Annotated in this window: 21 protein-coding genes and 1 tRNA gene; 16 read left to right on the top strand and 6 right to left on the bottom strand. The window is 68.5% G+C overall.

All coding sequences use genetic code 11. The features are described from left to right. Nucleotides 1-22 precede the first annotated feature (22 nt). On the top strand, nucleotides 23-757 hold the full coding sequence (locus AB0E56_RS17350; RefSeq protein WP_359801110.1) for a hypothetical protein: 735 nt from the start codon (nucleotides 23-25) through the stop codon (nucleotides 755-757). 63 nt (nucleotides 758-820) lie between these two features. Here the strand turns inward: AB0E56_RS17350 and AB0E56_RS17345 are convergent, their stop codons facing one another. Next, nucleotides 821-1,819, bottom strand: a complete 999-nt coding sequence (locus tag AB0E56_RS17345) for a diacylglycerol kinase family protein (protein WP_359801107.1) — start codon at nucleotides 1,817-1,819, stop codon at nucleotides 821-823. 82 nt (nucleotides 1,820-1,901) lie between these two features. On the opposite strand from AB0E56_RS17345, the gene AB0E56_RS17340 reads away from it, so the two are divergent. Next, nucleotides 1,902-2,432, top strand: a complete 531-nt coding sequence (locus AB0E56_RS17340; RefSeq protein WP_359801105.1) for an RNA polymerase sigma factor — start codon at nucleotides 1,902-1,904, stop codon at nucleotides 2,430-2,432. A 33-nt stretch (nucleotides 2,433-2,465) separates the two neighbouring features. Here AB0E56_RS17340 and AB0E56_RS17335 read toward each other — a convergent pair whose 3' ends face one another. After that, nucleotides 2,466-2,846, bottom strand: coding sequence for a nuclear transport factor 2 family protein (locus AB0E56_RS17335; RefSeq protein WP_359801103.1), 381 nt, complete (start codon nucleotides 2,844-2,846; stop codon nucleotides 2,466-2,468). A gap of 191 nt (nucleotides 2,847-3,037) precedes the next feature. Between AB0E56_RS17335 and serS the strand changes: the two genes are divergently transcribed. The 9 genes from serS to AB0E56_RS17290 all read left to right on the top strand — a co-directional run bounded on the left by serS (nucleotide 3,038) and on the right by AB0E56_RS17290 (nucleotide 12,804). Continuing rightward, nucleotides 3,038-4,354 (top strand): serine--tRNA ligase, encoded by a 1,317-nt coding sequence (gene serS / locus AB0E56_RS17330; RefSeq protein ID WP_359801102.1) that lies wholly within the window; start codon nucleotides 3,038-3,040, stop codon nucleotides 4,352-4,354. Continuing rightward, on the top strand, nucleotides 4,351-5,172 hold the full coding sequence (locus AB0E56_RS17325) for an HAD hydrolase family protein (RefSeq protein WP_359801099.1): 822 nt from the start codon (nucleotides 4,351-4,353) through the stop codon (nucleotides 5,170-5,172). The genes serS and AB0E56_RS17325 overlap by 4 nt, the downstream gene beginning before the upstream one ends. 43 nt (nucleotides 5,173-5,215) lie before the next feature. Next, nucleotides 5,216-5,300, top strand: a tRNA-Ser gene (locus AB0E56_RS17320). A 50-nt stretch (nucleotides 5,301-5,350) separates the two neighbouring features. After that, nucleotides 5,351-6,589 carry an LCP family protein gene (locus AB0E56_RS17315; RefSeq protein ID WP_359801097.1) on the top strand — a complete coding sequence of 413 codons (1,239 nt, stop codon included), beginning with the start codon at nucleotides 5,351-5,353 and terminating at the stop codon, nucleotides 6,587-6,589. Between the two features lie 61 nt (nucleotides 6,590-6,650). Next, nucleotides 6,651-7,655 carry a LacI family DNA-binding transcriptional regulator gene (locus AB0E56_RS17310; RefSeq protein ID WP_359801095.1) on the top strand — a complete coding sequence of 335 codons (1,005 nt, stop codon included), beginning with the start codon at nucleotides 6,651-6,653 and terminating at the stop codon, nucleotides 7,653-7,655. Between the two features lie 179 nt (nucleotides 7,656-7,834). Further along, nucleotides 7,835-9,466: a glycoside hydrolase family 13 protein gene (locus tag AB0E56_RS17305; protein WP_359801263.1), complete on the top strand. Its 1,632-nt coding sequence runs from the start codon at nucleotides 7,835-7,837 to the stop codon at nucleotides 9,464-9,466. A 51-nt stretch (nucleotides 9,467-9,517) separates the two neighbouring features. Next, a complete protein-coding gene (locus AB0E56_RS17300) occupies nucleotides 9,518-10,888 on the top strand; it encodes an extracellular solute-binding protein (protein WP_359801094.1) in 1,371 nt (456 codons plus the stop codon). A gap of 6 nt (nucleotides 10,889-10,894) precedes the next feature. Beyond that, complete coding sequence (locus tag AB0E56_RS17295) at nucleotides 10,895-11,860, top strand: sugar ABC transporter permease (protein WP_359801092.1); 966 nt, start codon at nucleotides 10,895-10,897, stop codon at nucleotides 11,858-11,860. Beyond that, complete coding sequence (locus AB0E56_RS17290) at nucleotides 11,857-12,804, top strand: carbohydrate ABC transporter permease (RefSeq protein ID WP_359801089.1); 948 nt, start codon at nucleotides 11,857-11,859, stop codon at nucleotides 12,802-12,804. The genes AB0E56_RS17295 and AB0E56_RS17290 overlap by 4 nt, the downstream gene beginning before the upstream one ends. A gap of 140 nt (nucleotides 12,805-12,944) precedes the next feature. Here AB0E56_RS17290 and AB0E56_RS17285 read toward each other — a convergent pair whose 3' ends face one another. Continuing rightward, nucleotides 12,945-13,526 (bottom strand): TetR/AcrR family transcriptional regulator, encoded by a 582-nt coding sequence (locus AB0E56_RS17285; RefSeq protein WP_359801087.1) that lies wholly within the window; start codon nucleotides 13,524-13,526, stop codon nucleotides 12,945-12,947. 94 nt (nucleotides 13,527-13,620) lie between these two features. Between AB0E56_RS17285 and AB0E56_RS17280 the strand changes: the two genes are divergently transcribed. Then, nucleotides 13,621-15,894 carry a glycoside hydrolase family 3 C-terminal domain-containing protein gene (locus AB0E56_RS17280; protein ID WP_359801084.1) on the top strand — a complete coding sequence of 758 codons (2,274 nt, stop codon included), beginning with the start codon at nucleotides 13,621-13,623 and terminating at the stop codon, nucleotides 15,892-15,894. Between the two features lie 94 nt (nucleotides 15,895-15,988). Here the strand turns inward: AB0E56_RS17280 and AB0E56_RS17275 are convergent, their stop codons facing one another. From AB0E56_RS17275 to AB0E56_RS17265, 3 genes are all read right to left on the bottom strand, one after another. Next, entirely contained in the window at nucleotides 15,989-17,863 is a 1,875-nt protein-coding gene (locus AB0E56_RS17275) for a DUF5979 domain-containing protein (protein ID WP_359801082.1), read from the bottom strand. Between the two features lie 116 nt (nucleotides 17,864-17,979). Continuing rightward, entirely contained in the window at nucleotides 17,980-19,248 is a 1,269-nt protein-coding gene (locus AB0E56_RS17270) for a hypothetical protein (RefSeq protein WP_359801081.1), read from the bottom strand. A 104-nt stretch (nucleotides 19,249-19,352) separates the two neighbouring features. After that, nucleotides 19,353-20,360 carry a LacI family DNA-binding transcriptional regulator gene (locus AB0E56_RS17265; RefSeq protein ID WP_183151899.1) on the bottom strand — a complete coding sequence of 336 codons (1,008 nt, stop codon included), beginning with the start codon at nucleotides 20,358-20,360 and terminating at the stop codon, nucleotides 19,353-19,355. Nucleotides 20,361-20,508: 148 nt separating this feature from the next. Here AB0E56_RS17265 and AB0E56_RS17260 point away from each other — a divergent pair, with 148 nt between their 5' ends. Genes AB0E56_RS17260 through rhaS form a run of 4 tightly spaced genes read left to right on the top strand, consistent with a single transcriptional unit; the run spans nucleotide 20,509 to nucleotide 25,208 of the window. Further along, nucleotides 20,509-22,038, top strand: a complete 1,530-nt coding sequence (locus AB0E56_RS17260) for a sugar ABC transporter ATP-binding protein (RefSeq protein ID WP_359801078.1) — start codon at nucleotides 20,509-20,511, stop codon at nucleotides 22,036-22,038. Further along, entirely contained in the window at nucleotides 22,035-23,063 is a 1,029-nt protein-coding gene (locus AB0E56_RS17255) for an ABC transporter permease (protein WP_359801075.1), read from the top strand. Before AB0E56_RS17260 ends, AB0E56_RS17255 begins: the two co-directional genes overlap by 4 nt. After that, the gene (locus tag AB0E56_RS17250) at nucleotides 23,060-24,109 is read left to right on the top strand and encodes an ABC transporter permease (protein WP_359801073.1); all 1,050 of its coding nucleotides are present in this window, start codon (nucleotides 23,060-23,062) and stop codon (nucleotides 24,107-24,109) included. The genes AB0E56_RS17255 and AB0E56_RS17250 overlap by 4 nt, the downstream gene beginning before the upstream one ends. Before the next feature lie 55 nt (nucleotides 24,110-24,164). After that, the gene (gene rhaS, locus AB0E56_RS17245; protein WP_359801071.1) at nucleotides 24,165-25,208 is read left to right on the top strand and encodes a rhamnose ABC transporter substrate-binding protein; all 1,044 of its coding nucleotides are present in this window, start codon (nucleotides 24,165-24,167) and stop codon (nucleotides 25,206-25,208) included. Nucleotides 25,209-25,231: the final 23 nt, after the last annotated feature.

Genomic DNA, 25,231 nt, shown 5'->3' with positions numbered 1-25,231 from the left:
CCGTGCCAGCTACCCTGTGAGCATGACCACTGCGCTTCGTCCCCTCGTCTCCGCCGTCGGCCTCATCGCGGCGGCGCTCCTCGTCGCGGGATGCACCAGCGGTCCGGGTTCGGAGACCCCGACGAGTTCGCCCGCCCCCAGCGCCGGTGGCGTCGATGTCGACGACCAGAACGACGTGGAGGGCACGCTGCTCGACGACGGACGCATGTTCGCCGTGATCACCTGGGGGTCGTCGACGTGCGTGCCGCAGGTCGATCAGGTGTCGGCCGAAGGCCAGACCGTCACGGTGACCCTCGTCGACCCCGACGGCGAGACGCCGCGACCGTGCACGAAGGACATCGCGCCCCGGGCCAGCCTCGGCGCTCTGCCGGAAGGCGTCGATCCGAAGAACGACATCACCCTGAACGTGACCTACGGCGACATCACCGACGACGTCGACCTCGACGGCGACCCCGCAGCCACGGGCACGCCGGGAACCCCGGGCGAATACCTCCCGTCCGCCGGGTGGTTCGACGACGACGGCCTCGTATTGCTCACCTGGGGTTCCTCGTCATGCGTCCCGGTCGTGGATTCCCTCGAAGGGTCGGGCAACGCCGGCACCGTGACATTCGCGACCGCCGAAGACCAGGTGTGCACGATGGACATGGCACCGCGCGCGACTCTGCTCGCCTTCGGCGACGACATGATCGAGGACGACGGTCCCTTCACGTTGACGCTGGTCGGCGGGGGCCTCGACGGCACGGTCGAGGTCCGCTGAACCGTTCGCGGCGACCCTCCTCGGTGCGCGCGAACGTGGCAAGACCGACTGAGGGCGTGCTCCTCAGAGCATGTGCACGGGGTGACCGGGCGGCAGCGCCAGCAGCAGCGCGCCCGGATCGGCCCAGCAGGTGATGCGCACGGCCGCGCCGAACTCGTCTCCGTCGAGCTCGATCGGGACCGGGCCCGGGGCCGCCGCCTCGGCCGCGGTCCCGTGGAAATAGTGCACCGAGGCGTTCTTGCCCCGTCGCTCCAGCACGCGGCGTCCGGCGCGGAAGCGCCGCAGCACGGAGTTGTCCCACCAGATCTTGCGCCACACCGCGAACCAGCCCAGTACGCCCGTTGGTTGAATGACCGCGATGTCGAGGGCGGCGTCCGTGATCGAGGCATCCGGGATCAGCGCTATGCGCGCGGGAAGCGTGCCGCAGTTCGCGAACAGGAGGCTGTACGCACGGTGCGTGTGCAGACGTCCGTCGTCGATCTGGTACACCGCGCGGAACGGCTTCGCGCGCGGCAGCGATCGTGCGGCACCGTCGACATAGGCGATCCACCCGACCGACTTCTTCAGATCCGAGCGGGTGTTCGCGATCATGTCGGCATCCAGCCCCATGCCGGCCAGCACGACGAACGCGTGCTCCTCCTCGTCGCCGTCCTCGCGGGTCAGACGCGCCCAGCCGATGTCGATCGGATGGCGGAAGTCGCCGAGTGCGGCCCGGATCATCTCCGCAGGGTCACCGAGAGGCAGCCCGAGGTTGCGCGCCAACAGGTTCCCGGTTCCGCTCGGCAGGATCGCGAGCGGGACTCCCGTGTTCGCGATCGCCTCCGACACAGCACGCACCGTCCCGTCGCCACCGGCGACCAGCACGACATCGACACCGCGCGCGAGAGCCTGCGCCGTCGCGTCCTGCCCCGCATCCTCGACCGTCGTGGGGTAGAAAGCGGGATGCTCCCAACCGGCCTCACGCGACAGGTCGCGCACGGTGGCTCGGAGTTGTTTGCCGTCGACCTTGATGGGGTTGTAGATGAGCGCGGCCTGTCGCTGAACGGAGGCAGGCGTGGTCATGGCGCTACTCTAAACCGGGACGCGGCCGTGTCGCCCCATCCGGGTCGGGTGGCAGGGATGCGTCGGAGGAGGGAGCAGTCGGATGCCCGAGGAATCCGGCGCGGCGGCCCGAGGGGTGCTGTCGGAGCTGATCACGGCCGAACCCGACCGGCTCCGCCGCCGCAGCATCTCCCTCGGGGTGCCCGTGGATGACGCCGAAGACGCTGCGCAGACCTCGCTGCTTCGCGCCTGGCGCTCGATCGCGCACCTGGAGACCCCGGGACCGGGACGCGTGTGCTCCTGGCTCGATGCGATCGCCCGCAATGTCGCGATCGATCTCGCCAGGCAACGCGCACGTCGGCCGCAAACCGTGCTCGAGGAGGACACGGCGGGGGAGCAGCCGGGCGTCGACGCCGCGGTCGAGATCCGCGTGTTCCTCGACGGCGCTCTGGGCGCGCTGCACGCACTCCCGGAGACGATCAGGGAGCCGTTGCTGCTGTCGGTGGTCGACGGACTCTCGGCCGAGCAGATCGCGGCGCGCCTCGGCATCGAACCCGCCGCCGCGAGGCAACGGATATCTCGCGGCCGCAAGGCGATGAAGGCGTGCCGCAGCTCCGGGATGGGCGAAGGCTGAGGGAGACCGGCGGAGTTCCGACCTCCCCGAGTTTCACGCCGTGCCGAAGGGGTTGTCGACGACGTAGCGCCAGCCGTGCGTCTCGTCGTACACCGCGACATCGGCGGTCGTCCCCGCCAGCGAGACCGCAGACCCATCGGGGCCGGTGCCGGTGATGGTCCAATCGGCGATCGCGAGTCCGGCGCCCGCGCTCTCGAAGACATGGCGCACCGTCATCGAGATCGGCAGTTCGAGTCCGAGGAACTGCGCGAGCGCACCGCGGACGGCGTCGGCGCCCGTCACCGGAGTGCCCGGTGCGGGGACGAAGACGACGTCGGGCGCGTTCAGGGCCATCAGGCCGTCGAGGTCGCGCGCATTGAATCGCTCGGCGAACGCGAGGTTCAACTGATCGAGAGAGGTCACAGGAGTGGTCATGGACGTTCCTTCCGAGGTCGGCCGTGCGCCGACCATCGCAGAGGAAGACGACGCAGCGGCGGACGTGTGACATCCTTCTTCGGCCGGCGTGCCTCCTGCGCCCGCCTCGGCCGATTCCTCGGCCCGAATCGGGGTGGCTCGCCCGGAGCAGGGCCGCTCGACGACCCGATAGCGCACCGTAGACTTGGCAGATGATCGACCTCGCACTCCTCCGCGAAAACCCGGAGATCGTCCGCCGTTCACAGGCTGCCCGTGGAAACGACCAGAGCACCGTCGACGTCGCACTCGAGGCCGATCGATCGCGCAGGGCCGCGCTCGCCGCCTTCGAAGAGCTGCGGGCCGAGCAGAACGCGTTCGGTAAGCAGGTCGCGAAGGCTCCCAAGGACGAGAAGGCGGCGCTCGTCGCGCAGGCCAAGGATCTCGCCGAGCGCGTCAAGCTGGCACAGCATGCCGCCAACGAGGCCGCGGAAGCGGCGTCCGCCGCACTCGCCCGCATCGAGAACGTCGTGATCGACGGCGTCCCGGCGGGCGGCGAGGCCGACTTCGTCGAGCTGCGGCGGGTCGGCGAGGTGCCGGCCTTCGACTTCGAGCCCCGTGACCACCTGGAACTCGGCGAGCTCCTCGGTGCGATCGACATGGAGCGCGGGGCCAAGGTGTCTGGTGCGCGCTTCTACTTCTTGCGCGGCATCGGGGCGCGACTCGAGATCGCGTTGATGAACCTCGCTCTCGACAAGGCTCTGCAGAACGGCTTCGTCCCGCTGATCACCCCGACCCTCGTTCGTCCCGAGATCATGCAGGGAACCGGCTTCCTCGGCGAGCACGCCGACGAGGTCTACCACCTCGACAAGGACGACGACCTGTACCTGGTCGGCACCAGCGAGGTCGCGCTCGCCGGATACCACAAGGACGAGATCGTCGACCTGGCCGACGGTGCGCTCCGCTACGCGGGGTGGTCGACCTGCTACCGCCGCGAGGCCGGTTCGCACGGCAAGGACACCCGCGGCATCATCCGGGTCCATCAGTTCAACAAGCTGGAGATGTTCGTCTACACGACGGCGGAGGACGCCGAGGCCGAGCACCTGCGACTCGTCGCCCTGCAGGAGGAGATGCTGACCTCCCTCGGTCTGGCCTACCGCGTGATCGACGTCGCGGCCGGAGACCTCGGCTCGAGCGCCGCCCGCAAGTACGACATCGAGGCGTGGGTCCCGACGCAGGGCGCCTTCCGCGAGCTCACCTCGACCTCGAACTGCACGACGTACCAGGCGCGCCGTCTCGATGTGCGGTATCGCCCGACCGTCGATGCTGCGGATGCCGCAGCGCAGGGCGCCGCGAAGACCCAGCACGTCGCCACCCTCAACGGCACTCTCGCCACCACGCGGTGGATCGTGGCCCTGCTCGAGACTCACCAGCAGGCCGACGGTTCGGTCCGCGTCCCGGAGGTCCTGCGGCCCTACCTCGGGGGCCTCGACGTGATCCACCCGGTCGAGCAGGGGCGGGCCGCGCGGTGACGGAACCCTGGCTGGTCGGCCTCGACGTCGACGGCACGATCCTCCTCCAGGACGAGACGATGAGCCCTGGTGTGCCCGAGGCCGTCGCCCGCGTGCGCGACGCCGGGCACCTGGTCACGATCGCGACGGGGCGCAGCTGGATGGCCACGCGTCGGTACGTCGAAGAACTCGGTCTGCTCGCCGACTACGTGGTGTGCTCCAACGGCGCCGTCACGATGCGCCGAGTCGGCGACGACTGGGAGCGCTGGAACGTCGAGACGTTCGATCCGACCCCCGTCCTCGGTCTGCTGCGCAATCGGCTTCCCGAAGCCCGCTACATGGTCGAGCTGGCGTCGGGGCAGCGGTTGTTCACGGAGCAGCTCGACGACTGGACCCTCGACGGCGGCCGACAGGTCGACTTCGACGAGCTCGGAGCGTTGCCCGTCTCGCGCATCGTCGTGGTCTCGCCCGGTCACGACGAGGACGACTTCCACCGCCTGGTCGCGGATGCCGGCCTCAACGAGGTGTCGTACGCCATCGGATGGACCGCGTGGTTGGACATCGCCCCGCAGGGTGTCGACAAGGGCACGGCTCTGGAGCAGGTGCGTCTCGAGCTCGGACTCGACCGAGGCCGCATCCTCGTCGCCGGCGATGGGCGCAACGACATCGGCATGTTCGGCTGGGCGCGGTCTCTCGGAGGACGCGCCGTCGCGATGGGGCAGGCGCCGGACGAGGTCAAGGATGCCGCCAGTGAGGTCACCGCAGACGTCGAGGACGGAGGGCTGGCGCAGGCGCTCGACACGCTTCCAGCGCCCGCCCAGGTCAGCGCGGGAGAATAGAACTCGGCTAGACTCACGCCTTGTCGACGGATGCGTCCGTCGAGGAGGGTTGTCCGAGCGGCCGATGGAGCTGGTCTTGAAAACCAGTGGGCAGAGATGTCTCGTGGGTTCGAATCCCACACCCTCCGCAGACTGAGCACGGTGACCCCGCACCGGTGCTGAATCCGAAAGGCCCTGAGTGAGCGAGAACACCCGACGCCGCCGCACCGTCGCGCGACATGGCCAGTTGGCCACGCCGGGTCCGATCAGCCAGCTGCTCAAGTTCATCGCGATCGGCCTGGCCGTCGTCCTCGTGAGCGGGCTGGGGGTCGGAGCCTACATCGCCTACGACCTCTCCAGCACGGTCTCGGCCAACGCCGTGGAGCTCGACGGGCAAGGTGCACTGCCGCCGGACATCGGCGAGTACGAGGGCGGCTTCAACCTCGTCCTCACGGGAGTGGACACCTGCGAGGAGAAGTACAAGGACCTGTTCGGCGACCGCTGCACCGGTGGCGACGCCGAGGGCACTCTGAACGACGTGAACCTGCTGGTGCACGTCTCCCAGGAGCCGCGGCGGATCACCGTCGTCAGCTTCCCGCGCGACCTCATGATCCCGATCCCGGAGTGCACGGACGAGCAGGGCAACACCCACTCCGCGATGAGCAAGCAGCCGCTGAACACGGCGTACACGGACGGCGGTCTCAACTGCGTCGTCCAGACGATCTCCGAGCTCACCGACCAGGAGGTGCAGTTCGCGGCATCCGTGACCTTCGGCGGAGTGATCGAGATCACCAACGCGATCGGCGGCGTCGACGTCTGCCTCGCGAACCCGATCAAGGACCGCTACACCGGGCTCGACATGGCAGCGGGCACCCACACGGTCGAGGGTCTGCAGGCCCTGCAGTTCCTCCGCACGCGGCACGGTGTCGGCGACGGCAGCGACCTCGGGCGCATCGGCAACCAGCAGCAGTACATGTCGAGCCTCGCCCGCAAGATGATCAGCGGTGAGGTGCTCGGCAACGTGCCGGTCATGCTCAAGCTCGCCAACACCGCCCTGAGCAATCTCGAAGCCAGCACCTCCCTCGCGAACAACCCGATGACCCTCGTGCAGATCGCCCTCGCCGTGAAGTCGGTTCCGTTCGAGGACATCGTCTTCGTGCAGTATCCGACCGGGGCGGACTACGCCGACCCGAACAAGGTCGTTCCCAATTACGAGGCGGCCGACGCGCTCTGGGAGGCGATCGCCGCCAACGCGCAGCTGCAGATCACGCATGAGAACAACAGCAACGACGGCGTCGTCGTGCAGGAGCCGACGGAGCCGACCCAGGAGGCGACTCCCGACCCCACGGCCACGCCGGACGACGTGGTGGCCCTGCCGGACTCCATCAAGGGCAACTCGGCTGCACAGGCGACCTGTTCCAACGGCAACGTCCGCTGAGCGGAACGTCCTCACGCAACCTGCTTGCGCGTCCTTGCAAGATCTTGCGTAAGCTGACCGCATGTCGAAGCGACTCGCCGAGGTGGCGCGCAAGGTCGGAGTGAGTGAGGCCACGGTCAGCCGTGTGCTCAACGACAAGCCAGGGGTGTCCGATGCGACCCGGCAGGCCGTGTTGACCGCTCTCGACGTGCTCGGCTACGAGCGTCCGTCGAAGCTGCGCGGTGAACGTGCCCGTCTGGTCGGACTGGTGCTGCCGGAACTGCAGAATCCGATCTTCCCGGCGTTCGCCGAGATCGTGGGCGGCGCGCTCACGCAGAACGGGTACACGCCGCTGCTGTGCACGCAGAATGCGGGAGGCGTCACAGAGTCGGACTATGTCGATCTCCTCCTCGCGCAACAGGTGTCCGGCGTGATCTTCCTCGGGGGCAACTACACCCAGGCGGATGCCGCCCACGAGCACTACGAGCGGCTGCGCCAGGTGAATCTGCCGACCGTGCTCGTCAACGCGCGCGTGCCCGAACTGCAGTTCGCGACCGTTTCGACCGACGACACGGCGGCTGCGGAACAAGCGGTGCTGCATGTGCATCAGCTCGGCCATCGCCGGATCGGGATGTTGCTGGGACCCGAGGATCATGTGCCCTCACAGCGCAAGCTCGAGTCCGCCCGGCGTCTGCTCGAGCGCCTGGGAGATCCGCTCTCCGCCGAACTGGTGGTCCGCGGTCTCTACTCGCTGGAATCCGGTCAGGCGGGCGCCGCACGACTCTTCGCAGCAGGAGCCACCGCGGTCGTGTGCGCGAGCGACCCCCTGGCTCTCGGCGCCGTGCGCGCTGCCCGCCGCGCGGGGCTGTCGGTGCCCGGAGACGTCAGTATCGTCGGCTTCGACGACTCGGCGCTGATGAGCTGCACGGAGCCGCCGTTGACGACCGTGCGGCAGCCGATCGAGTCGATGGGGCGCGCCGTTATCGCGCTGCTGCTCGCGCAGATCGCCGGCACCGCGCAGCCGAGCGATGAGCTGTTGTTCGAGCCCGAGCTGGTGCTGCGCGCGTCGACGGGTCCCCTGGCCTGAGCGGTCCTCTCGGGACATACGCTGTCGTGCGCCCGCAAGTCATCGCAATTTTGCGACAAACTGTTTAGTTCTTGCGTCTACAGTGCAGAAAAGCTACATTCAACTCATCGCCATCGACGACGAGGAGTTCCGTGGACACCGATGTTCTGCGTTCTGCCGCACCGGCCCGCGCTCTGACCATGCCTGCGGGCGAGGGATGGTGGCGCACGGCCGTGATCTACCAGGTGTACGTGCGCAGCTTCGCCGACGGCAACGGCGACGGCACGGGCGACCTGGCCGGGGTGCGCTCCCGCCTGCCGTATCTGAAGAGCCTCGGCGTCGACGCGCTCTGGTTCACGCCGTGGTACCGGAGCCCGCTCGCCGACGGTGGCTACGACGTGCAGGACTATCGGATGATCGACCCGCGCTTCGGGACGCTCGCCGAAGCGGAGCAGCTGATCGCCGAGGCTCTCGAGCTCGGCATCCGCACGATCGTCGACATCGTCCCCAACCACATCTCGGATCAGCACGAGTGGTTCCAGCAGGCGCTGTCCGCAGGGCCGGGCAGCGCGGAGCGGAAGCGCTTCTGGTTCCACCCCGGCCGTGGTGACGACGGCGGAGGGATGCCGACGAACTGGGTGTCCAGCTTCCAGGGCGAGACCTGGACACGCACGCAGAACCCCGATGGGACGCCGGGGGAGTGGTACCTGCATCTGTTCACCCCGCAGCAGCCGGATCTGAACTGGAACCACCCCGACGTGCGCCGCGAGCACGAGGACGTGCTGCGCTTCTGGTTCGACCGAGGCGTCGCCGGTGTGCGCATCGACTCCGCAGCCTTGCCGGTCAAGGACCCGACGCTTCCGGACCTGCCCCCGGGCGCCGCTCCGACGGATGACCACCCCCACATCGACCGCGACGAACTGCACGATATCTACCGCGACTGGCGCGCGGTCGCCGAGGAGTACGACGGCGAGCGCGTGCTCGTCGGCGAGGTCTGGCTCGACGACCCGGAGCGCTTCGCGCGCTACCTGCGGCCGGGCGAGATGCACACCGCCTTCAACTTCGGGTTCATGACCCAGCCGTGGAGCGCGCAGGCGATGCGCGACTCCATCACGCGCACGCTGGCCGAGCACGCTCCTGTCGGGGCTCCGGCCACCTGGGTCTTGTCGAACCACGACGTCACCCGTCCGGTCACACGCTACGGACGGGCCGATTCCTCGTTCGCGTTCGAGCGCAAACGCTTCGGGACGGCGACCGATGCCGAGCGGGGGACGAAGCGGGCGCGCGCCGCGGCACTGCTCGTGGCCGCCCTGCCGGGGAGCCTGTACATCTACCAGGGCGACGAACTCGGGCTCCCCGAGGTCGAACTCCCCCTCGACGCGATCGAGGACCCGATGCACTTCCGCTCCCGCGGGGTCGACCCAGGGCGCGATGGATGCCGCGTGCCGCTGCCGTGGAGCGGGAACGCGAGTCCGTACGGCTTCGGCGGTCGCCCGTGGCTTCCGCAGCCCCAGGGCTGGGCGGGACTCACGGTCGAGGCGCAGGAGCGCGACCCCGGCTCGACCCTCAACCTCTACCGGACGGCGATCGCCCTGCGCCGCCGGACTGCCGACTTCAGCGGCAGCGACCTGGAGTGGCTGGAGCTCGGGGCCGACATCCTCGCGTTCCGTCGCGGTGACGGCACCGTGAGCATCACGAATCTCGGTTCCGTCCCTGTGCCCCTCCCCGCGCACCACGAGGTGCTCCTCTCGAGCGCGCCCCTCGACGGCACGCTCCCTCCGGACGCCACCGCGTGGCTCGCCCTCCGCGCCGTTCCGGCGCGCTCCGCCTGAGCGGTCGACAGCCCTGCACCACCCGATCAGCACCACATGGAAGGACAGACGATGAAGTCACCAACGAAAGCCCTGGTCGCCGGCGTCGCGGTACTCGCGACGGTCGGCGCCCTGGCAGGATGCACCTCGAGCGGCAGCGATGACAGCGCCGACGGCAAGACGGAGCTGCGCGTCGCGACGTTCCCCCCTGGCGCCGACGCCGCGGCCTACGAGGCGTTCGCCGCGCAGGAGAAGCAGTTCGAGAAGGAGCACCCCGATATCGACATCATCGGGGTCGAATACGAGTGGGAGGGCCCGACCTTCGCCGTGCAGCTCGCGGGCGGCAGCCTGCCGGACGTCTTCACCGTGCCGTTCACCGACTCCAAGACGCTGCTCGAGAACGGGCAGCTGATGGACGTGACCGACGCGATCGAGGAGCTCGGCTACACGGACAAGTTCAATCCCATCATCCTCGACGGGGTCACCGGCTCCGACGGGAAGCTCTACGGGTTCCCCCGGCAGGCGTACGCGGCAGCACTGCACTACAACCGCGACCTGTTCGAGCAGGCGGGCCTGGACCCCGACAACCCGCCGGAGACGTGGGAGGAGATCCGCGAGGCTGCCAAGGCCATCACGGAGGCAACAGGCAAGGCCGGATACGCGCAGATGGCGATCAACAACACCGGCGGATGGCAGCTCACCTCGCAGACGGTGGCGCGTGGTGGTCGCACGCAGACCGACAACGGCGACGGCACCGCCGAGTCGACGATCGACAACGACGCGACCAGGGCCACCCTGCAGTTCCTGCACGACGTCAAGTGGGAGGACGGCTCCTTCGGATCGAAGGTCGACCTCGACTGGGGCACGATCAACCAGGAGTTCGCCGCGGGCAACATCGGCATGTACTCGTCGGGATCCGACATCTACACCGCCCTCGTGCGCGACTTCGGCATGGACTCCGACATCTACGGCATGACGGTGGTGCCGATGGAGGGCGACGACCCCGGCACGCTCGGCGGCGGCGACATCGCGGTGATCAGCCCGACCGTCGACGAGACGACGAAAGCCGCGGCCGTCACCTGGATCGACTGGTACTACATGCAGAAGCTCATGGACGAGGACGCGGCAGCCCTCGACGCCAAGACATTGAACGAGTCGGGTCAGGCCGTCGGCACCCCGCTGCTGCCGGTGCTCAGCCGCGAGCTGTACGACGAGTCGCAGGAGTGGATCGCCGACTACATCAACGTGCCGGTCGACCAGATGGCACCGTTCAGCGAACGGATCTGGGACCAGACGCCCGTCGGTGAGCCCAAGGTGAAGACACAGGAGGTGTATGCGCTCCTCGACGCCGTCGTGCAGACCGTGCTGACCGATCAGAGTGCCGACATCGACGCTCTGCTCGCCCAGGCGCAGACCGACGCGCAGGCGAAGCTCGACGAGTAGCAGTCCATGACGATGACGCTCCCCGAGCAGCGGGCGGCGGTGGAGGACTCTCCGCCGCCCGCTGTGCGCCCTCCCCGCCGCCGCTCGCCCCTCACCTGGTTCCGCGGCGGCGGGCTTGCGAACCTGCTGTTCGTGCTTCCCATGCTGTTCGTCTTCGTGTTCTTCTCGTGGTCGCCGATCGTGCAGTCGGTGATCATGAGCCTGCAGAAGACGAACCTGATCGTCTCCGAATGGGTGGGCTTCGACAACTACCTCGCTGTGATCGGTGACCCCGAGCTGGGCCGCGCCGTGATCAACACGCTGTGGTTCGCGGTGCTCGCCCTGCTCTTCGGGTTCCCCTTACCGCTGCTCATGGCGGTGCTGATGAGCGAGGTGCGGCGGGGCAAGGGCATCTATTCGGCCCTCGCCTATCTCCCCGTTGTGATCCCACCGGTCGTGGCGGTGCTGCTGTGGAAGTTCTTCTACAGTGCAGACCCGTCCGGTGTGTTCAACACGGTGCTCGGGTTCGTCGGCATCCCGCCGCAACCCTGGATCCAGGACGCTGTGCAGGCCATGCCGTCCCTCGTGCTCGAAGCCACCTGGGCGGGTGCGGGCGGGTCGATCATCATCTACCTGGCCGCGCTCCTTGGCGTCCCGCCTGAGCTCTACGACGCGGCGGAGGTCGACGGTGCCGGTATCTGGAAGAAGGTCTGGCACGTCACGCTGCCGCAGCTGCGCGGCATCCTCTTCATCATGCTGATCCTGCAGGTCATCGCGACGGCGCAGGTCTTCCTCGAACCGTTCCTCTTCACCGGGGGCGGACCCGCCGGCGCGACCAAGACCGTGCTGCTGTACATCTACGACAAGGCGTTCCGGAACAGCCTGGGCGGCGACTACGGCGAGGCGACCGCCGTATCGGTGCTGCTCGCGATCGTCCTCGCCCTCCTCTCCTGGCTGTACTTCAAGCTGACCGACCGTTGGAGCACGACGTGAGCCTCACCACCCGCCTCTCCACCCGTGCCGCGGAGAAGGCCGCAGCGAAGGCCGCCGACCGCGTGGGCGACCGCACGGTCATCTCGGACTCGGAGCGTCGGCGCCCCGGCATCCGCATCGGGATGTCCGTCACGCACGTGTTCCTCGCGGTCGGGCTGGTGGTCGCCGGTCTCGGCCCGATCCTGTGGCTCGCGAAGTCCGCTGTCACGCCGACGCAGGACACCCTGCAGCAGCCGTTCGCGCTGTGGCCGAACGGCATCGACTGGGAGAACCTGTCGACGGCATGGAACGACATCCATATCGACCAGTACTTCCTGAACACGGTCGTGATCGCGCTCGGCGCCTGGTTCGTGCAGCTGTTCATCGCGACGACGGCAGGCTACGCGCTCTCGGTGCTGCGGCCGAGGTACGCGCCGGTGCTCAATGCCCTCGTGCTGGCGACACTGTTCATCCCCGGCATCGTGCTGCTCGTGCCGCTGTACCTCACGATCGTGAATCCGCCGCTGCTCGGCGAGGTGAACCTGCTCAACAACTACCTCGCGGTCTGGCTCCCGATGGGGGCGAATGCCTTCAACATCCTGCTGGTCAAGCGCTTCTTCGACTCGCTGCCGCGTGAGGTGTTCGAGGCGGCACGCACAGATGGCGCCGGTCCGTTCCGGCTGTTCTGGTCGATCGTGCTGCCCATGTCGAAGCCCATTCTCGGAGTGGTCTCGGTGTTCGCCATCATCGCCGCGTGGAAGGACTACCTGTGGCCCATGCTGGTGCTGCCGGATCCCGCGGTGCAACCGCTGTCGGTGCGGCTTCCGGCCGTGCAGTCCCAGACCGAGCTCGATGTGTTCCTGGCGGCGCTGGCGATCGCGACGTTGATCCCGATCGCGATGTTCCTGCTGTTCCAGTCGGTCTTCCTGCGGTCGGCCGGTCTCGGAGGTGCGGTCAAGGGCTAGCGGGCGACGTCGTTCGGTCCGCACGGATGTCGGGCGGGCGAGCGGATGCAGGACCGGATCCGAGGCATTCGCCCGACATCCGGACATCCGCCCGACAAGTGTCCCCTCCGGGAGGGGCGGACGAGTGTGCGGGAGGGGCGCTAGGAGTCGTGCGCCGTCGGGGGGAGCAGGGCGTCGATCAGGGCGGCCATGATGCCGGGCATGTCGACGGTCGGATCGATCATCCACTGCAGCTGGAGTCCATCGGACACGGCCTGGATGACGCGGGCGAGAGTGTCGGGGTCGAGGGAGGAGTGCTGCTCTCCGCCGCTGAAGTTGTCGGCGATGGACTCCCGCAGGCGCGCACTGCGGTCGAGAAAGTACGGGTGGGCGGGATGCGCCGGGTCTGCCGCATCCACCGCGAGCCGCGAGAACAGGGCGACGAGCCCGGGGACCTCGGTGTTGTGCCGGATCACGTCGAGGAACGCCCCTCGGGCATCATCCGCGCTGAGGCCGGCAGGGTCGAGGCCGTCGTGCTCGTCGCGCTTGCGGAGGACCTCGGTGAAGAGCTCTTCCTTCGAGCCGAAGTAGTGAAGGAGGGCGGCAGGGGTGACGCCGACGACCTCGGCGATCTCTTTGAGCGAGGCGTTCTGGTACCCCTTGCGCCCGATCACGTCGAGCGCGCTCTCGAGGATCTCTTCGCGTCGCGCGACGCCCTTCGCGTATGAACCTCGTCGAGCCATGCTCCGAGACTAATCCTGAATGCCGTTTGAAATCTAATACTGAAGAGCATAAGGTTTTCGCAAGGACATCGATGTCGCCCGCGAAAGGACCACAATGACCGAGAACTCGGCTTCCGACCTCACGCTCGAGGAGAAGGCCTCGCTCACCAGCGGTGCGGACTTCTGGACAACGAAGGCCATCGACCGTGTCGGCATCGCCTCGGTGATGATGACGGACGGCCCGCACGGGCTCCGCAAGCAGTCAGGGGCCACCGACCACCTCGGTCTGGCCTCCAGCGTGCCGGCCACGTGCTTCCCTCCCGCCGTCGGCATCGGCTCCTCCTTCGACCCGGAGATCATCGAGCGGGTGGGCGCTGCGATCGGGGTGGAGGCCGCGATCGAGGATGTCGCCGTCGTGCTCGGCCCCGGCGTCAACATCAAGCGCTCACCGCTGTGCGGCCGCAACTTCGAGTACTTCTCCGAGGACCCGATCGTGTCGGGCGTGCTCGGCGCCGCCTCGGTCCGAGGCGTGCAGTCGAAGGGCGTGGGCACGTCGCTGAAGCACTTCGCCGCGAACAACCAGGAGTTCGACCGCATGCGCGCGAGCTCGGACGTCGACCCCCGCCCGCTGCGGGAGATCTATCTGCGCGGGTTCGAGCGCGTGGTCAAGGACGCCGCGCCGTGGACCGTCATGTGCTCGTACAACAAGCTCAACGGCGTGTGGACCTCGGAGGATCCGTGGCTGCTGACGAGCGTGCTGCGTGACGACTGGGGCTTCGACGGCCTCGTCGTGTCGGACTGGGGTGCGGTGAACGACCGCGTCGCGGGTATCGCCGCTGGACTCGATCTCGAGATGCCCGCATCAGGAGGACGTACTGACGCGCAACTCGTCGCGGCGGTGCGGGCGGGAACTCTGGAGGAGAGCGCGCTCGACACCGCAGCCGCACGCGCGATCGACCTGGTCCGCAGGGCACAGGAACGACCGATCGTGGAGGGTTCGTTGGATGTCGACGCGCACCACGCGCTTGCGCGTGAGGCCGCAGGCCGCTCGATCGTGCTGCTGAAGAACGACGGAGGTCTCCTGCCGCTCGCCCCCGAGCAGCGGATCGCGGTGGTCGGCGCGTTCGCGACCGAGCCGCGTTTCCAGGGAGCGGGTTCATCGCTGATCAACCCGACCAGGATCGACAAGGCGCTCGACGAGCTGCGCGCCGTCGGCGGGGAGAACGTCAGTTACGCTCCCGGCTTCGCGGTCGAAGGCGGAGTCATCGCTGCCTCTGGACGGACTGACGACGACCTTCGGGCGGAGGCGGTCGAGGTCGCCGCCGCGGCGGACGTGGCGGTGGTCTTCCTCGGTCTCCCCGCGGCAGAGGAGTCGGAGGGGTTCGATCGCGAGCACATCGACCTTCCCGCGGAGCAGCTCGCCGTGCTGGATGCCGTGCTCGAGGTGAACCAGCGCGTCGTGGTGGTGCTCTCGAACGGCGGCGTGGTGGCCCTGCCGTTCGCCGACCGCGTGCCGGCGATCGTCGAGGGCTGGCTGCTCGGACAGGCCGGGGGCAGCGCTGTCGCCGACGTGCTCTACGGCGCGGTCAATCCTTCCGGAAAGCTCACCGAGACCGTGCCCGTGCGCCTGGAGGACAACCCGTCGTTCGGCAACTTCCCGGGGGAGTTCGGACACGTCCGCTATGGAGAGGGACTGCTGGTCGGCTACCGGTGGTACGACGCGAAGGGCCTCGACGTGGCCTTCCCGTTCGGGCACGGACTGTCGTACACGAGCTTCGACTATGCGCCGGCGACGGCCGAAGTGGGCGCGAGCGGAGACATCGTCGTGCGGGTCGATGTCACGAACTCGGGCGATCGTGACGGGCGCGAGGTCGTGCAGGTGTATGTGGCGCCGGAGCAGTCGATCGTGCAGCGCGCGCCGAGAGAGCTCAAGGCATTCGCTTCGGTCGCGGTCGCCGCGGGGGAGACCCGCACGGTCGAGCTGGTCGTGCGCCGGGAAGACCTCGCCTACTGGGACGTGCGTGTCGACCGGTGGATCGTCGAGGGCGGCGCCTACGTCGTCGACGTCGCCGCGTCGAGCCGTGACATCCGGTCGACGTCGACCGTCGACGTCGCGGGTGACGAGGTGCGTCAGGAACTCACCATGAACTCGTCGGTGGGCGATCTGATGGCGCATCCGGTCGCGGGGCCTATCGTGCAGCAGGCGCTCGGCGGTCTCCTGGGCGGGCAGGCCGGTGATGCTGCGGCGGCGTCGATGATGCCGAAAGACGAAGCGATGGAGAAGATGATGGCCTCGTTCCCGATCGGTCGACTCGCCGGCTTCCCGGGTCTCCCCGTCACCTTCGAGCAGATCGAGCAGCTGATCGCCTCGGCCAACGCGGAAGGCTAGCGCGACCGGTCTCGGGCTCACACAGGGGCGTGCACGGTCAAAGAGATGCGGCACCCGGGACATGTCCCGGGTGCCGCATCTGGCTAGATCACGATCAGTGCTTCACGCCCTTCCGTCGCGCGACGACCACGGCGCCGCCGGCGATGAGCAGGCCCAGGCCGAGAAGTGCGGCCGTGCCGGCTGCGAATGACGAGCCCGTCTGCGCCAGTCCCGTCGGAGGAGTGGTCGGAGGCGTCGTCGGCGGAGTGGCCGGAGGCGTCACCGGCGGCGTGGGCGGCGGGACCAGGGTCGTCGGGTTCTCGAGTTCGACGGCGAGTGCCTGGTCGGCGTCGGTGATGGTGACGGTTGCCGTGGTGCCGAGGGTTTCGCCGCCTGCGGTGAAGACGGGGTCGCCGTACTTCACGGTGCCCTGGTCGGTGGTGACCGACTCGGGTGCGACCTCGGTGAAGGTGACCTCGGTGCCGACCGGGAGGTCGGCGTCGATCGCGGCGGTGTCACCGTCGGCGATCGTGAGGTCGCCTTCGGTGGCGGTGCCGTCGACGGTGTACGCGTAGTGGACCGTGTACTTCGCGTCGGGGACCAGCGCGGCGCCCGCGCCGGTGACGTGCTTCGTCACGGAAACGGTGCCCGTGGGCGGCGGGACGACGTCAGCCGAGTTGTCGAGCGTGAGCGCGACGGCGGTGCTGTCACCCGGGGTGACGGAATACGTACCATCGCCGTTGTCGGTCACGCCAGGGCCGGTGATGGTGTAGTCGCCCCAGGTCAGCCCCGCGACGGTGGGGATGTCGATCTCGGAGATCACGAACGTCGATCCGATCGGGTACCGCTCGGACTGCACACGGTTGGCCTCTCCGGCTTTGACGGTCATATCGTGGGTGTCACCTGCGACGGTGTAGTGCACCGTGAACTCCGTGTCGGCGGGCACGAGCGATGCGCCATCGCCGGAGACAGCCTTGGCGATCGAGAAGCGCGCGTAGGACTTGGCGTCTCCGTCGCCGCCGCCCGACGCCTGGTAGGTGTACGTCGTGTTCACCGTCGTGGACTGCACGGTCGCTTCGTTGGCGTACGCGTCGCCAGGGAAGAACGCCCCGTCAGGGGTGGTGTAGTAGATGACCTGATAGGCGCGAGCCTGGTCCGCCGGAACATTGCCGATGGTGAGGGTGAAGGACTTGCCGCCCGCGGCGAAGGTGTTCTCCAGGAAGTCCGACGCGGGAACAGCGGTGGCCGGCCCGGTGAGGTTGCCGTTGCCGTCGACGGCACGCCATTCGGCGCGCACCTGCCCCGTCAGCGTGTGGTTCTCGAGCTGCAGCGAACCGGGGACGAGCGTGTCCTGGATCGTGAACTGCCCACCCGAGGCGACCGAGCTGGGGACGTTGATCGTCCAGCCCCAGACGCCTTCGTCGAACGACTGCCATCCGTCCTTCGAGACCGTTGTCGGGGCGGGGCTGGAGCCGACGATCGGCTCGCCTCCCGGGATGCCGACCGGCACGAAGGTGTTGCCGATCTGGAACTCGAGCGTCGAGTCCGTCGTCGACTTGACGGCCTGAGCCTTGAACCAGAGGCTTCCGCTGATGTCTTCCTTGCCGTTGACGAAGTCCGTCAGCGTGCAGGTGAGGATCGGCGTGGCATCCTCGCTGATCGTGCAGGTGCCGACCAGATCCCCCGCGGGGTTGTTGAGGTCGAACGCACCACCGGCGAGGTTGTGAAGCTCGGACGGCAGTGTCATCCCGAAGGTCTCGCCCCCGACGGCGCCGTTGGGCACCGACCAGTCGGCCGTCACCGTGAAGATGTCCCCGACCTCAGCGGGAGCCGTCTCCCCGGTGTCGAACGCCATCTGCACGTTCGTGATCGCGTCGGGATATGTGTATGTGGCGGCTGAAGCCGTAGCCCCGGCGGAGATGACCCCCAGAGCCGCCAGCCCCACCACCGTCACCGATGATAAGAGCTTCTTGAGCGATTTGATGCGCATTTCAATTCCCCTAACGGCCCCCAGGCCCACTGCGCTTATTATTTGACGAGTAAGATGTTACTGCATGAAACGCCAGCTGTCATATGTGTTCGATTTTCGACGTGGACGGGCGGCGGTCAGCCGTTGAGCCGCCCACGGCGGATGACCACAGCGGACGTGACCGCCAGGGCCACCAAGGCCACCACGAGGGCCGCACCCAAGCCGGTGATGACGGGAGCGACGACGGCGCGCGTGGCGATCGGCCCTTCCGCAGACGCGGCATCGCCGACGCCGACGTACTCCGGTAGCGCCGCGTCGCCCTGCGGAGATGCGAGGTCGACGCCTTGTCCGCGCGCGGCGCGGGAAGGTTCGGCGTGCTGCGGCGACACGTCGGCCGTCGCCGACTCGGCCGACGGCGTAGCGCCGGTGACGGGTCGCGCGGGCCCCGACGCGTCGGCGGCATCGAGGGCAGGGCTCTCCGCCTGGCTCGACGGACCGGCATCGGGCAGAGAGCCGGCATCAGACAGAGAGCCGGACTCGGCCGGCGCAGGATCCGGTGCCGGGTCTGACGCCGGTACGGGGTCGGGGGCCGGAGCGGGAGCGGGCTGTTCCGGCGTTGCCGGGATGGCAGGATCGGCCGGATCGCCAGGAGTGGTCGGGTCGGTGGGATCGGCCGGGTCGGCCGGATCCGCGGGGTCGGTCGGAGCACCAGGGTCGGTCGGAGCACCAGGGTCGGTCGGAGCACCGGGACCTGCCGGATCGGCCGGGTCGGCCGGGGCGCCAGGGTCGGTCGGGTCGGTCGGATCGGCGGGGTCGGTCGGAGCGCCGGGGTCGGTCGGAGCACCCGGATCGCCGGGGGTGTCGCCCTCGCCGTCCCCGGGCGTCGGGCGCCCGGGCATGACGATGGGTGCGCCGCCGGGGATCTCCACCCTCACGACGTCGGCGCCGATGCGGAAGTCGAGGCTCGAGCCCGCAGACGCGGTCGCGGCGATGGCCGTGAAGCGAAGCGAGCCCTCGACGCCGTCCCTCCGATGAACGGTCCCCAGCAGGGTGCAGGTGAGTGTCGGGCCGGCGCCCACGCCGACGGAGCAGGTGACCACGGGCTGTCCGTGGGCGTCGACGGCGCCGAAGGGCACTTGATCCACGCCGCGCAACTCGGGTGGCAGGACCATGGCGAACGTATCGCCGCCATCCGCTCCGACGGGAACGGCCCAGTCCGCCGTGATCTGGAACGCCCCTCCGATGTACGCCAGGTGGGCGTCGTCCGCGAATTCCATCCGGACGTCGGTGAAGCCCCCCGCGTCGCCGGCCGCGAGCGCCGTCGAACTCGCCGCGGCGATGCCGATCACTACGAGCCCTATCGCCGTCGTCGGCGCGATAACGCGCCACATCGTCTTCTTCCGCATGTCGCCATGCCTCCCCAGTGTCGTTTCCCCTGTGTCGCGTCCCCACGCGCACGGTAAAGTATTACACGACACTCACGGGGGTGCCGCCGAGGAACCGCTGCGGCTCAGCCCGTGGTGGAGCGGCGCACGATGAGTTCGGGCGGGAAGACCGTCTGCCGCGGGATGCTGTCGGGGTCGGCGGCCTCTTCGAGCACGATGCGGAGCGCGGTGCGTCCGATCATCCGGCTCGGCTGTCGGATGGACGAGAGCGGAACGGCAGCCGCCGCAGCGAACGGGATGTCGTCGAACCCGATCAAGGCGATCTCGTCGGGGACGAGCACCCGGCCGCCCGCGGCGAGGGACTGCAGCAGGCCCAGTGCGAGGAGGTCGTTCGCCGCGAACAGCGCGTCAGGCCACTCGCGACGAGGGCGGGTGAGGAGCCTCGCGCCTGCTGCCGCGCCCTCCTCCACGGTCATCGCCGCCGTGGGGACCACCTCGAGGTCGACGTGCACGGAGGCGTTCTCGGCCGCGGCGCGTGCGCCGGCGAGCCGATCGGTGACCTGGCGCATGTCGAAGGGGCCCCCGACGAAGGCGATGCGGCGTCGGCCCACCTCGATCAGGTGCTCGACGGCGAGCCGTCCTCCGGCGACGCTGTCGACCGAGACGGAGGAGAACCCGCTGTCGGCGCTGAACCTGTCGACGAGCACGGTGGCGATGCCGCTCGCGCGGAACCGGCGCAGCTGCGTCATCACGTCGCCGTAGGGTGCGATCAGCAGACCGCGCACCTGCTGCTCGCGGAAGAGGTCGAGGTACACCTTCTCGCGGGAGGGGTCGTCGTCGGTGTTGCCGTACAGGATCGCGATGCCGTGACTGGATGCCTCGTCTTCGGCGCCGCGGACCACGTCGCTGTAGAACGGGTTCTGTCCGTCGAGCACCACGAAACCCACTGTCGTGCTGACGCCGGCGCGCAGTTTGCGGGCGGCGTCGTTGCGCACGTATCCGAGTTCCTCGATGGCGCGGCTCACGCGTGCGACGGAATCGCTCGAGACCTCTTCCGGTCGGTTCAGGACGTTCGACACGGTGCCGACGGAGACGCCCGCACGGAGGGCGACATCGCGGATGCTGACCGCCACGGCTGTCCTCTCGTCGTCGGGTGGATCACGGTTCGGGTATCAGGGCTTGACCTGACGCTCGCATCACATACACTAGCCTGAAACCCACCTGAATCGATTCATCTCGGTTCATTCCGAACATCATCCCCCTCAACGGAGAGGAAAGCCAGTGGTCGACGACGCACACGCCCGCAGTGCTCCCCCCACCGCGCTGGAACTGCACCGCGTCGTGAAGTCCTTCGGACCGGTCATCGCGCTGCGCTCCGGAAGCCTCACGCTTCAGTCCGGTTCGATCCACGCCCTCATCGGCGAGAACGGCGCGGGCAAGTCCACGCTCGTGAAGATCATGGCCGGGCTGTACCGCCGCGACTCCGGAGACTTCCGCCTCCACGGCGAAGAGGTCGACTTCACCAGCACGGCGCAGTCCAAGGCCGCAGGCATCGCCGTGATCTACCAGGAGCCGACGCTCTTCCCCGACCTCTCCGTCACCGAGAACATCTTCATGGGCCGACAGCCCACGCGCGCCCTCGGCCGCATCGACCGCAAGGCCATGCGCGCCGAGGTCGACCAGATCTTCCGGCGGCTCGGTGTCGCGCTCGACCCCGATCGCATCACCGAGGGGCTGTCGATCGCGGACCAGCAGATCATCGAGATCGCCAAGGCCATCTCCCTCGACGCGAGCGTGCTGATCATGGACGAGCCGACCGCAGCGCTCAGCGGCGTGGAGGTCGACCGCCTGTTCGCGGTCGCGAGGAGCCTGCGCGACGAAGGACGTGCGATCCTGTTCATCTCGCACCGCTTCGACGAGGTGTTCGATCTGTGCGACACGGTCACCGTGATGCGCGACGGCGCCTACATCGACACGACGCCCGTCGCCGACACCACCGTCGACGACCTCGTGCGTCAGATGGTCGGCCGCGACGTCACCGAGCTCTTCCCCAAGCAGGAGGCCGAGATCGGCGAACCGCTGCTCGAGGTGCGAGGACTCACGAGCCCCGGCGTGTTCCATGACATCTCGTTCACGGTTCGAGCCGGCGAGATCGTCGCGCTCGCCGGTCTCGTGGGTGCGGGTCGCAGCGAGGTCGCACGCGCCGTGTTCGGTGTCGACGCCTACCGGGAGGGGGACGTACGGATGCTGGGCGCCGGCGTTCCTCGTCGCAACCCCACCGCCGCCATGCGTCACGGCCTGGCTCTCGTGCCGGAGGACCGACGCAAGCAGGGGCTCGTGATCGATGCGAGCGTCGGCGGCAACATCACCCTCGCCATCCGTCGCACCCTCGCCAAGTGGGGTCTGATCACCACCGGGATGGAGAACCGTGCGGCCACGCTCTGGGCGTCGCGACTCGAGGTCAAGACGCACGCCCTGGACACGGTCGCTGCCACGCTCTCGGGCGGCAACCAGCAGAAGGTGGTCCTCGCCAAGTGGCTGGCCACCGACCCTCGCGTGCTGATCATCGACGAGCCCACCCGCGGCATCGACGTCGGCACGAAGTCCGAAGTGCACAGACTGCTCTCGCAGCTCGCGGGCGAGGGGAGGGGGATCCTCATGATCTCGTCGGAGCTGCCGGAGGTGCTCGGCATGGCCGATCGCGTGCTCGTCATGCGAGAAGGACGCATCACCGCCGAGATCGCCCGCGAGGACGCCACCAGCGAGAACGTCATGTTCGCCGCGACCCACGCATCGGAGCAGCACGCATGAGCACCACGGCAACGGCGGCACCGGCCCCCGCGATCGCGAAGAAGCCCGGCGGCATCGGCCGCGCCCGCGAGGTCGGGATCCTCGTCGCGCTGATCCTCGTCGTGATCGCCGCGACGGTGAAGAATCCGAACTTCCTGTTCAGCGCCGACGGCTGGCGCGATCTGCTGCTGACCCCCTCGATCCTCGTGCTCGTCGCGGTCGGGCAGGCGATCGTCATCATCACCCGCAACGTCGACCTCTCGGTCGGCTCGGTCATGGGCCTCACGGCATTCCTCACCGGTCGCCTGTTCATCGACGTCCCCGGCATCCCCATCGCGCTCGTCGTGATCGCCGCCGTGATCTTCGGAGGGCTGCTCGGACTCATCAACGGCGCGCTCGTCGCGTTCGCCAAGGTCCCTGCGATGGTGATCACGCTCGGCACCCTCTATGCCTATCGCGGCATAAACGTGCTTTGGACGGGCAGCGACCAGGTGCATCCGTCGGATCTGCCCAAGGAGTTCCTCGGTCTGGGCACGCAGCAGATCCTCACCATCCCGGTGCTGTCGATCGTCGCGATCGTCGTCCTGGCGATCGCCGCCTGGTACATGCGCAACACCAGGGGAGGGCGCGAGTACTACGCGATCGGGTCCGACCCCGCCGCCGCGGAACTGTACGGTCTCAAGACCACGCGCCGCGTGCTCAGCGCCTTCGTGCTCTCGGGGGCGCTCGCCGGCCTCGCCGGAGTCTTCTACGTCGCCAGATACGGATCTGTGAGCTCGCAGGTCGGCTCGGGATGGGAGCTGGATGCGGTGGGCGCCGCCGTCATCGGAGGCATCGCGATCACCGGCGGCGTCGGGTCGGTGTGGGGTGCGGCCATCGGCGCGATGCTGCTGATGACGATCAACAGGGCGCTGCCGATCCTCGGCATCCCGGACTTCTGGCAGCGCGCCGTCGTCGGCGTGCTCATCATCGGCGCGATCGTGCTGGACCGCGTGCTCGCCGTTCGGCAGAAACGTCAGCTCATCGAGGCGAGGGACGACTCATGACCACCACGACCACGACCTCGACGCGGATCATCCGCGACTACGACCGACCGCTGTGGCGTCGGGTGCTGATCAACCGAGAGTTCGCGATCATCGCCCTCCTGGTGCTCGTCGTGCTCGTGTCCGCCGTGTCGATCCGCGGCTTCGCGCAGCCCATCACGGTCAACTACCTGCTGCTCGACGTCGCCCCCATCCTGCTGATCGCCCTGCCCATGACCCTCGTCATGATCACGGGCGAGATCGACCTCTCGGTCGGCTCCATGGTGGGCCTGGCGAGCGTCGTCACCGGCGTGCTCACCGAATCCGGCGCGCCGTTCGAGGTCGCCGCGCTGGCCGCGCTCGCGGTGGGCGTCGTCGGAGGAGCCTTCAACGGGTTCCTCGTCACGGTCGTCGGACTTCCGTCGCTCGCCGTCACGATCGGCACGCTCGCGCTGTTCCGCGGACTCGCCGTCGGACTGCTGGGGACCACCGCGGTGACCGACTTCCCGGAGATGTGGACGGCGCTCGCGAAGGCGAAGATCGCCGGCACGACGATCCCCTACATCGTCATCCCGTTCCTGATCCTCCTCGCGATCTTCGCCGTGGTCCTCCACTTCACCCCGTTCGGCCGTGGCATCTACGCCATCGGCCTCTCGAAGGATGCCGCGCGGTTCTCCGGCGTGAACGTCGAGCGGACGAAGTTCATCCTGTTCATCCTGTCGGGGGTGGTGGCCGCTTTCGCCGGCATCTTCTACACCCTGCGCTTCGGCAGCGCCCGCGGCGACAACGCCACCGGTCTCGAACTCCAGGTCATCGCCGCGGTCGTGCTCGGCGGTGTGTCGGTGTTCGGCGGCAGGGGCCACCTGCACGGCGTCGTCGCCGCGGTGCTCCTGATCGGGGTGCTCGGAAGCGGCCTGCGCCTCGCCGGAGTCACCTCCGACGTCATCAACATCATCACGGGCGGCCTGCTGATCTTCTCGGTCGTCGCAGCCAGCGTCCTCGCCTGGGCGCAACGCGTCCGCGCGAAAGCGGGACCGCCCCTCCGCGTCGCAGCCTCTCCCGCACCATGAGGCAGCCTCTCGCCGCCGGCATCCGCCCGCGGTGATCATCACGAAAGGAAGAACAATGACGTTTGCACGCAAGAGGGTCACGGCGCTCGCCGCGGTGGCCGTCGCCGCAGCGCTCGTGCTGACCGGCTGCGCCGACACCGGCAGCGGGTCGGGCGACTCCGGCTCCGGTGAGGGCGGCGGATCCGACAACCTGTCGATCACGTTCCTGCCCAAGAACCTCGGCAACCCCTACTTCGACACCTCCAGCGAGGGAGGCAAGAAGGCCGTCGAGGAGTTCGGCGGAACCTTCGCCGAGGTCGGCCCCGCCGAGGCGACCCCCGACGCACAGGTGAGCTACATCAACACCGCGACGCAGCAGGCGGTGGGCGCACTCGTGGTCTCGGCGAACGACCCGAAGGCCATCTGCGACGCGCTCAACGAGGCGCGGGACGCCGGGGTCAAGGTCGTCACCTTCGACTCCGACACCAACCCCGAGTGCCGCGACGTGTTCATCAACCAGGCGGACTCCGACGGCATCGCGAAGGTGCAGATCGACCAGGTCGCCGAGCAGATCGGCGGAGCTGGCGAGATCGCGATCCTGTCGGCATCGGCCAACGCCACCAACCAGAACGCCTGGATCGAGTTGATGAAGGAGTACGTCGCGAGCGACTACCCCGACATCACGATCGTGGAGACCGTCTACGGCGACGACGACGACCAGACCTCGTTCGACAAGACGGCGGCCCTGCTGCAGAGCCACCCCCAGCTGAAGGGTATCGTCTCGCCGACCACGGTGGGCATCGCGGCCGCAGCCCGCTACCTGTCGACCTCGGACTTCAAGGGCAAGGTCGCGCTGACCGGGCTCGGCACGCCGAACCAGATGCGCGAGTACGTGGAGGACGGCACCGTCACCTCGTTCGCGCTGTGGAACCCGGCCGACCTCGGCTACCTGTCGGCGTTCGCGGCCAAGGCGCTCGTCGAGGGTGACATCACCGGCGAGGAAGGCGACACCTTCGACGCCGGGGACCTCGGGGAGTACACGGTCGGCGCCGACGGCGTGGTGCTGCTCGGCGACCCCTTCGTGTTCGATGCGGACAACATCGGCGATTTCGACTTCTGAGTCACCGCGAAGAGGGCGCCGGG

The sequence above is a fragment of the Microbacterium sp. NPDC028030 genome, from assembly GCF_040637855.1.
Classification (GTDB): domain Bacteria; phylum Actinomycetota; class Actinomycetes; order Actinomycetales; family Microbacteriaceae; genus Microbacterium.
The sequence above is the reverse complement of the archived record's forward strand: the minus strand, read 5'-3'. Positions and strand labels throughout refer to the sequence as shown.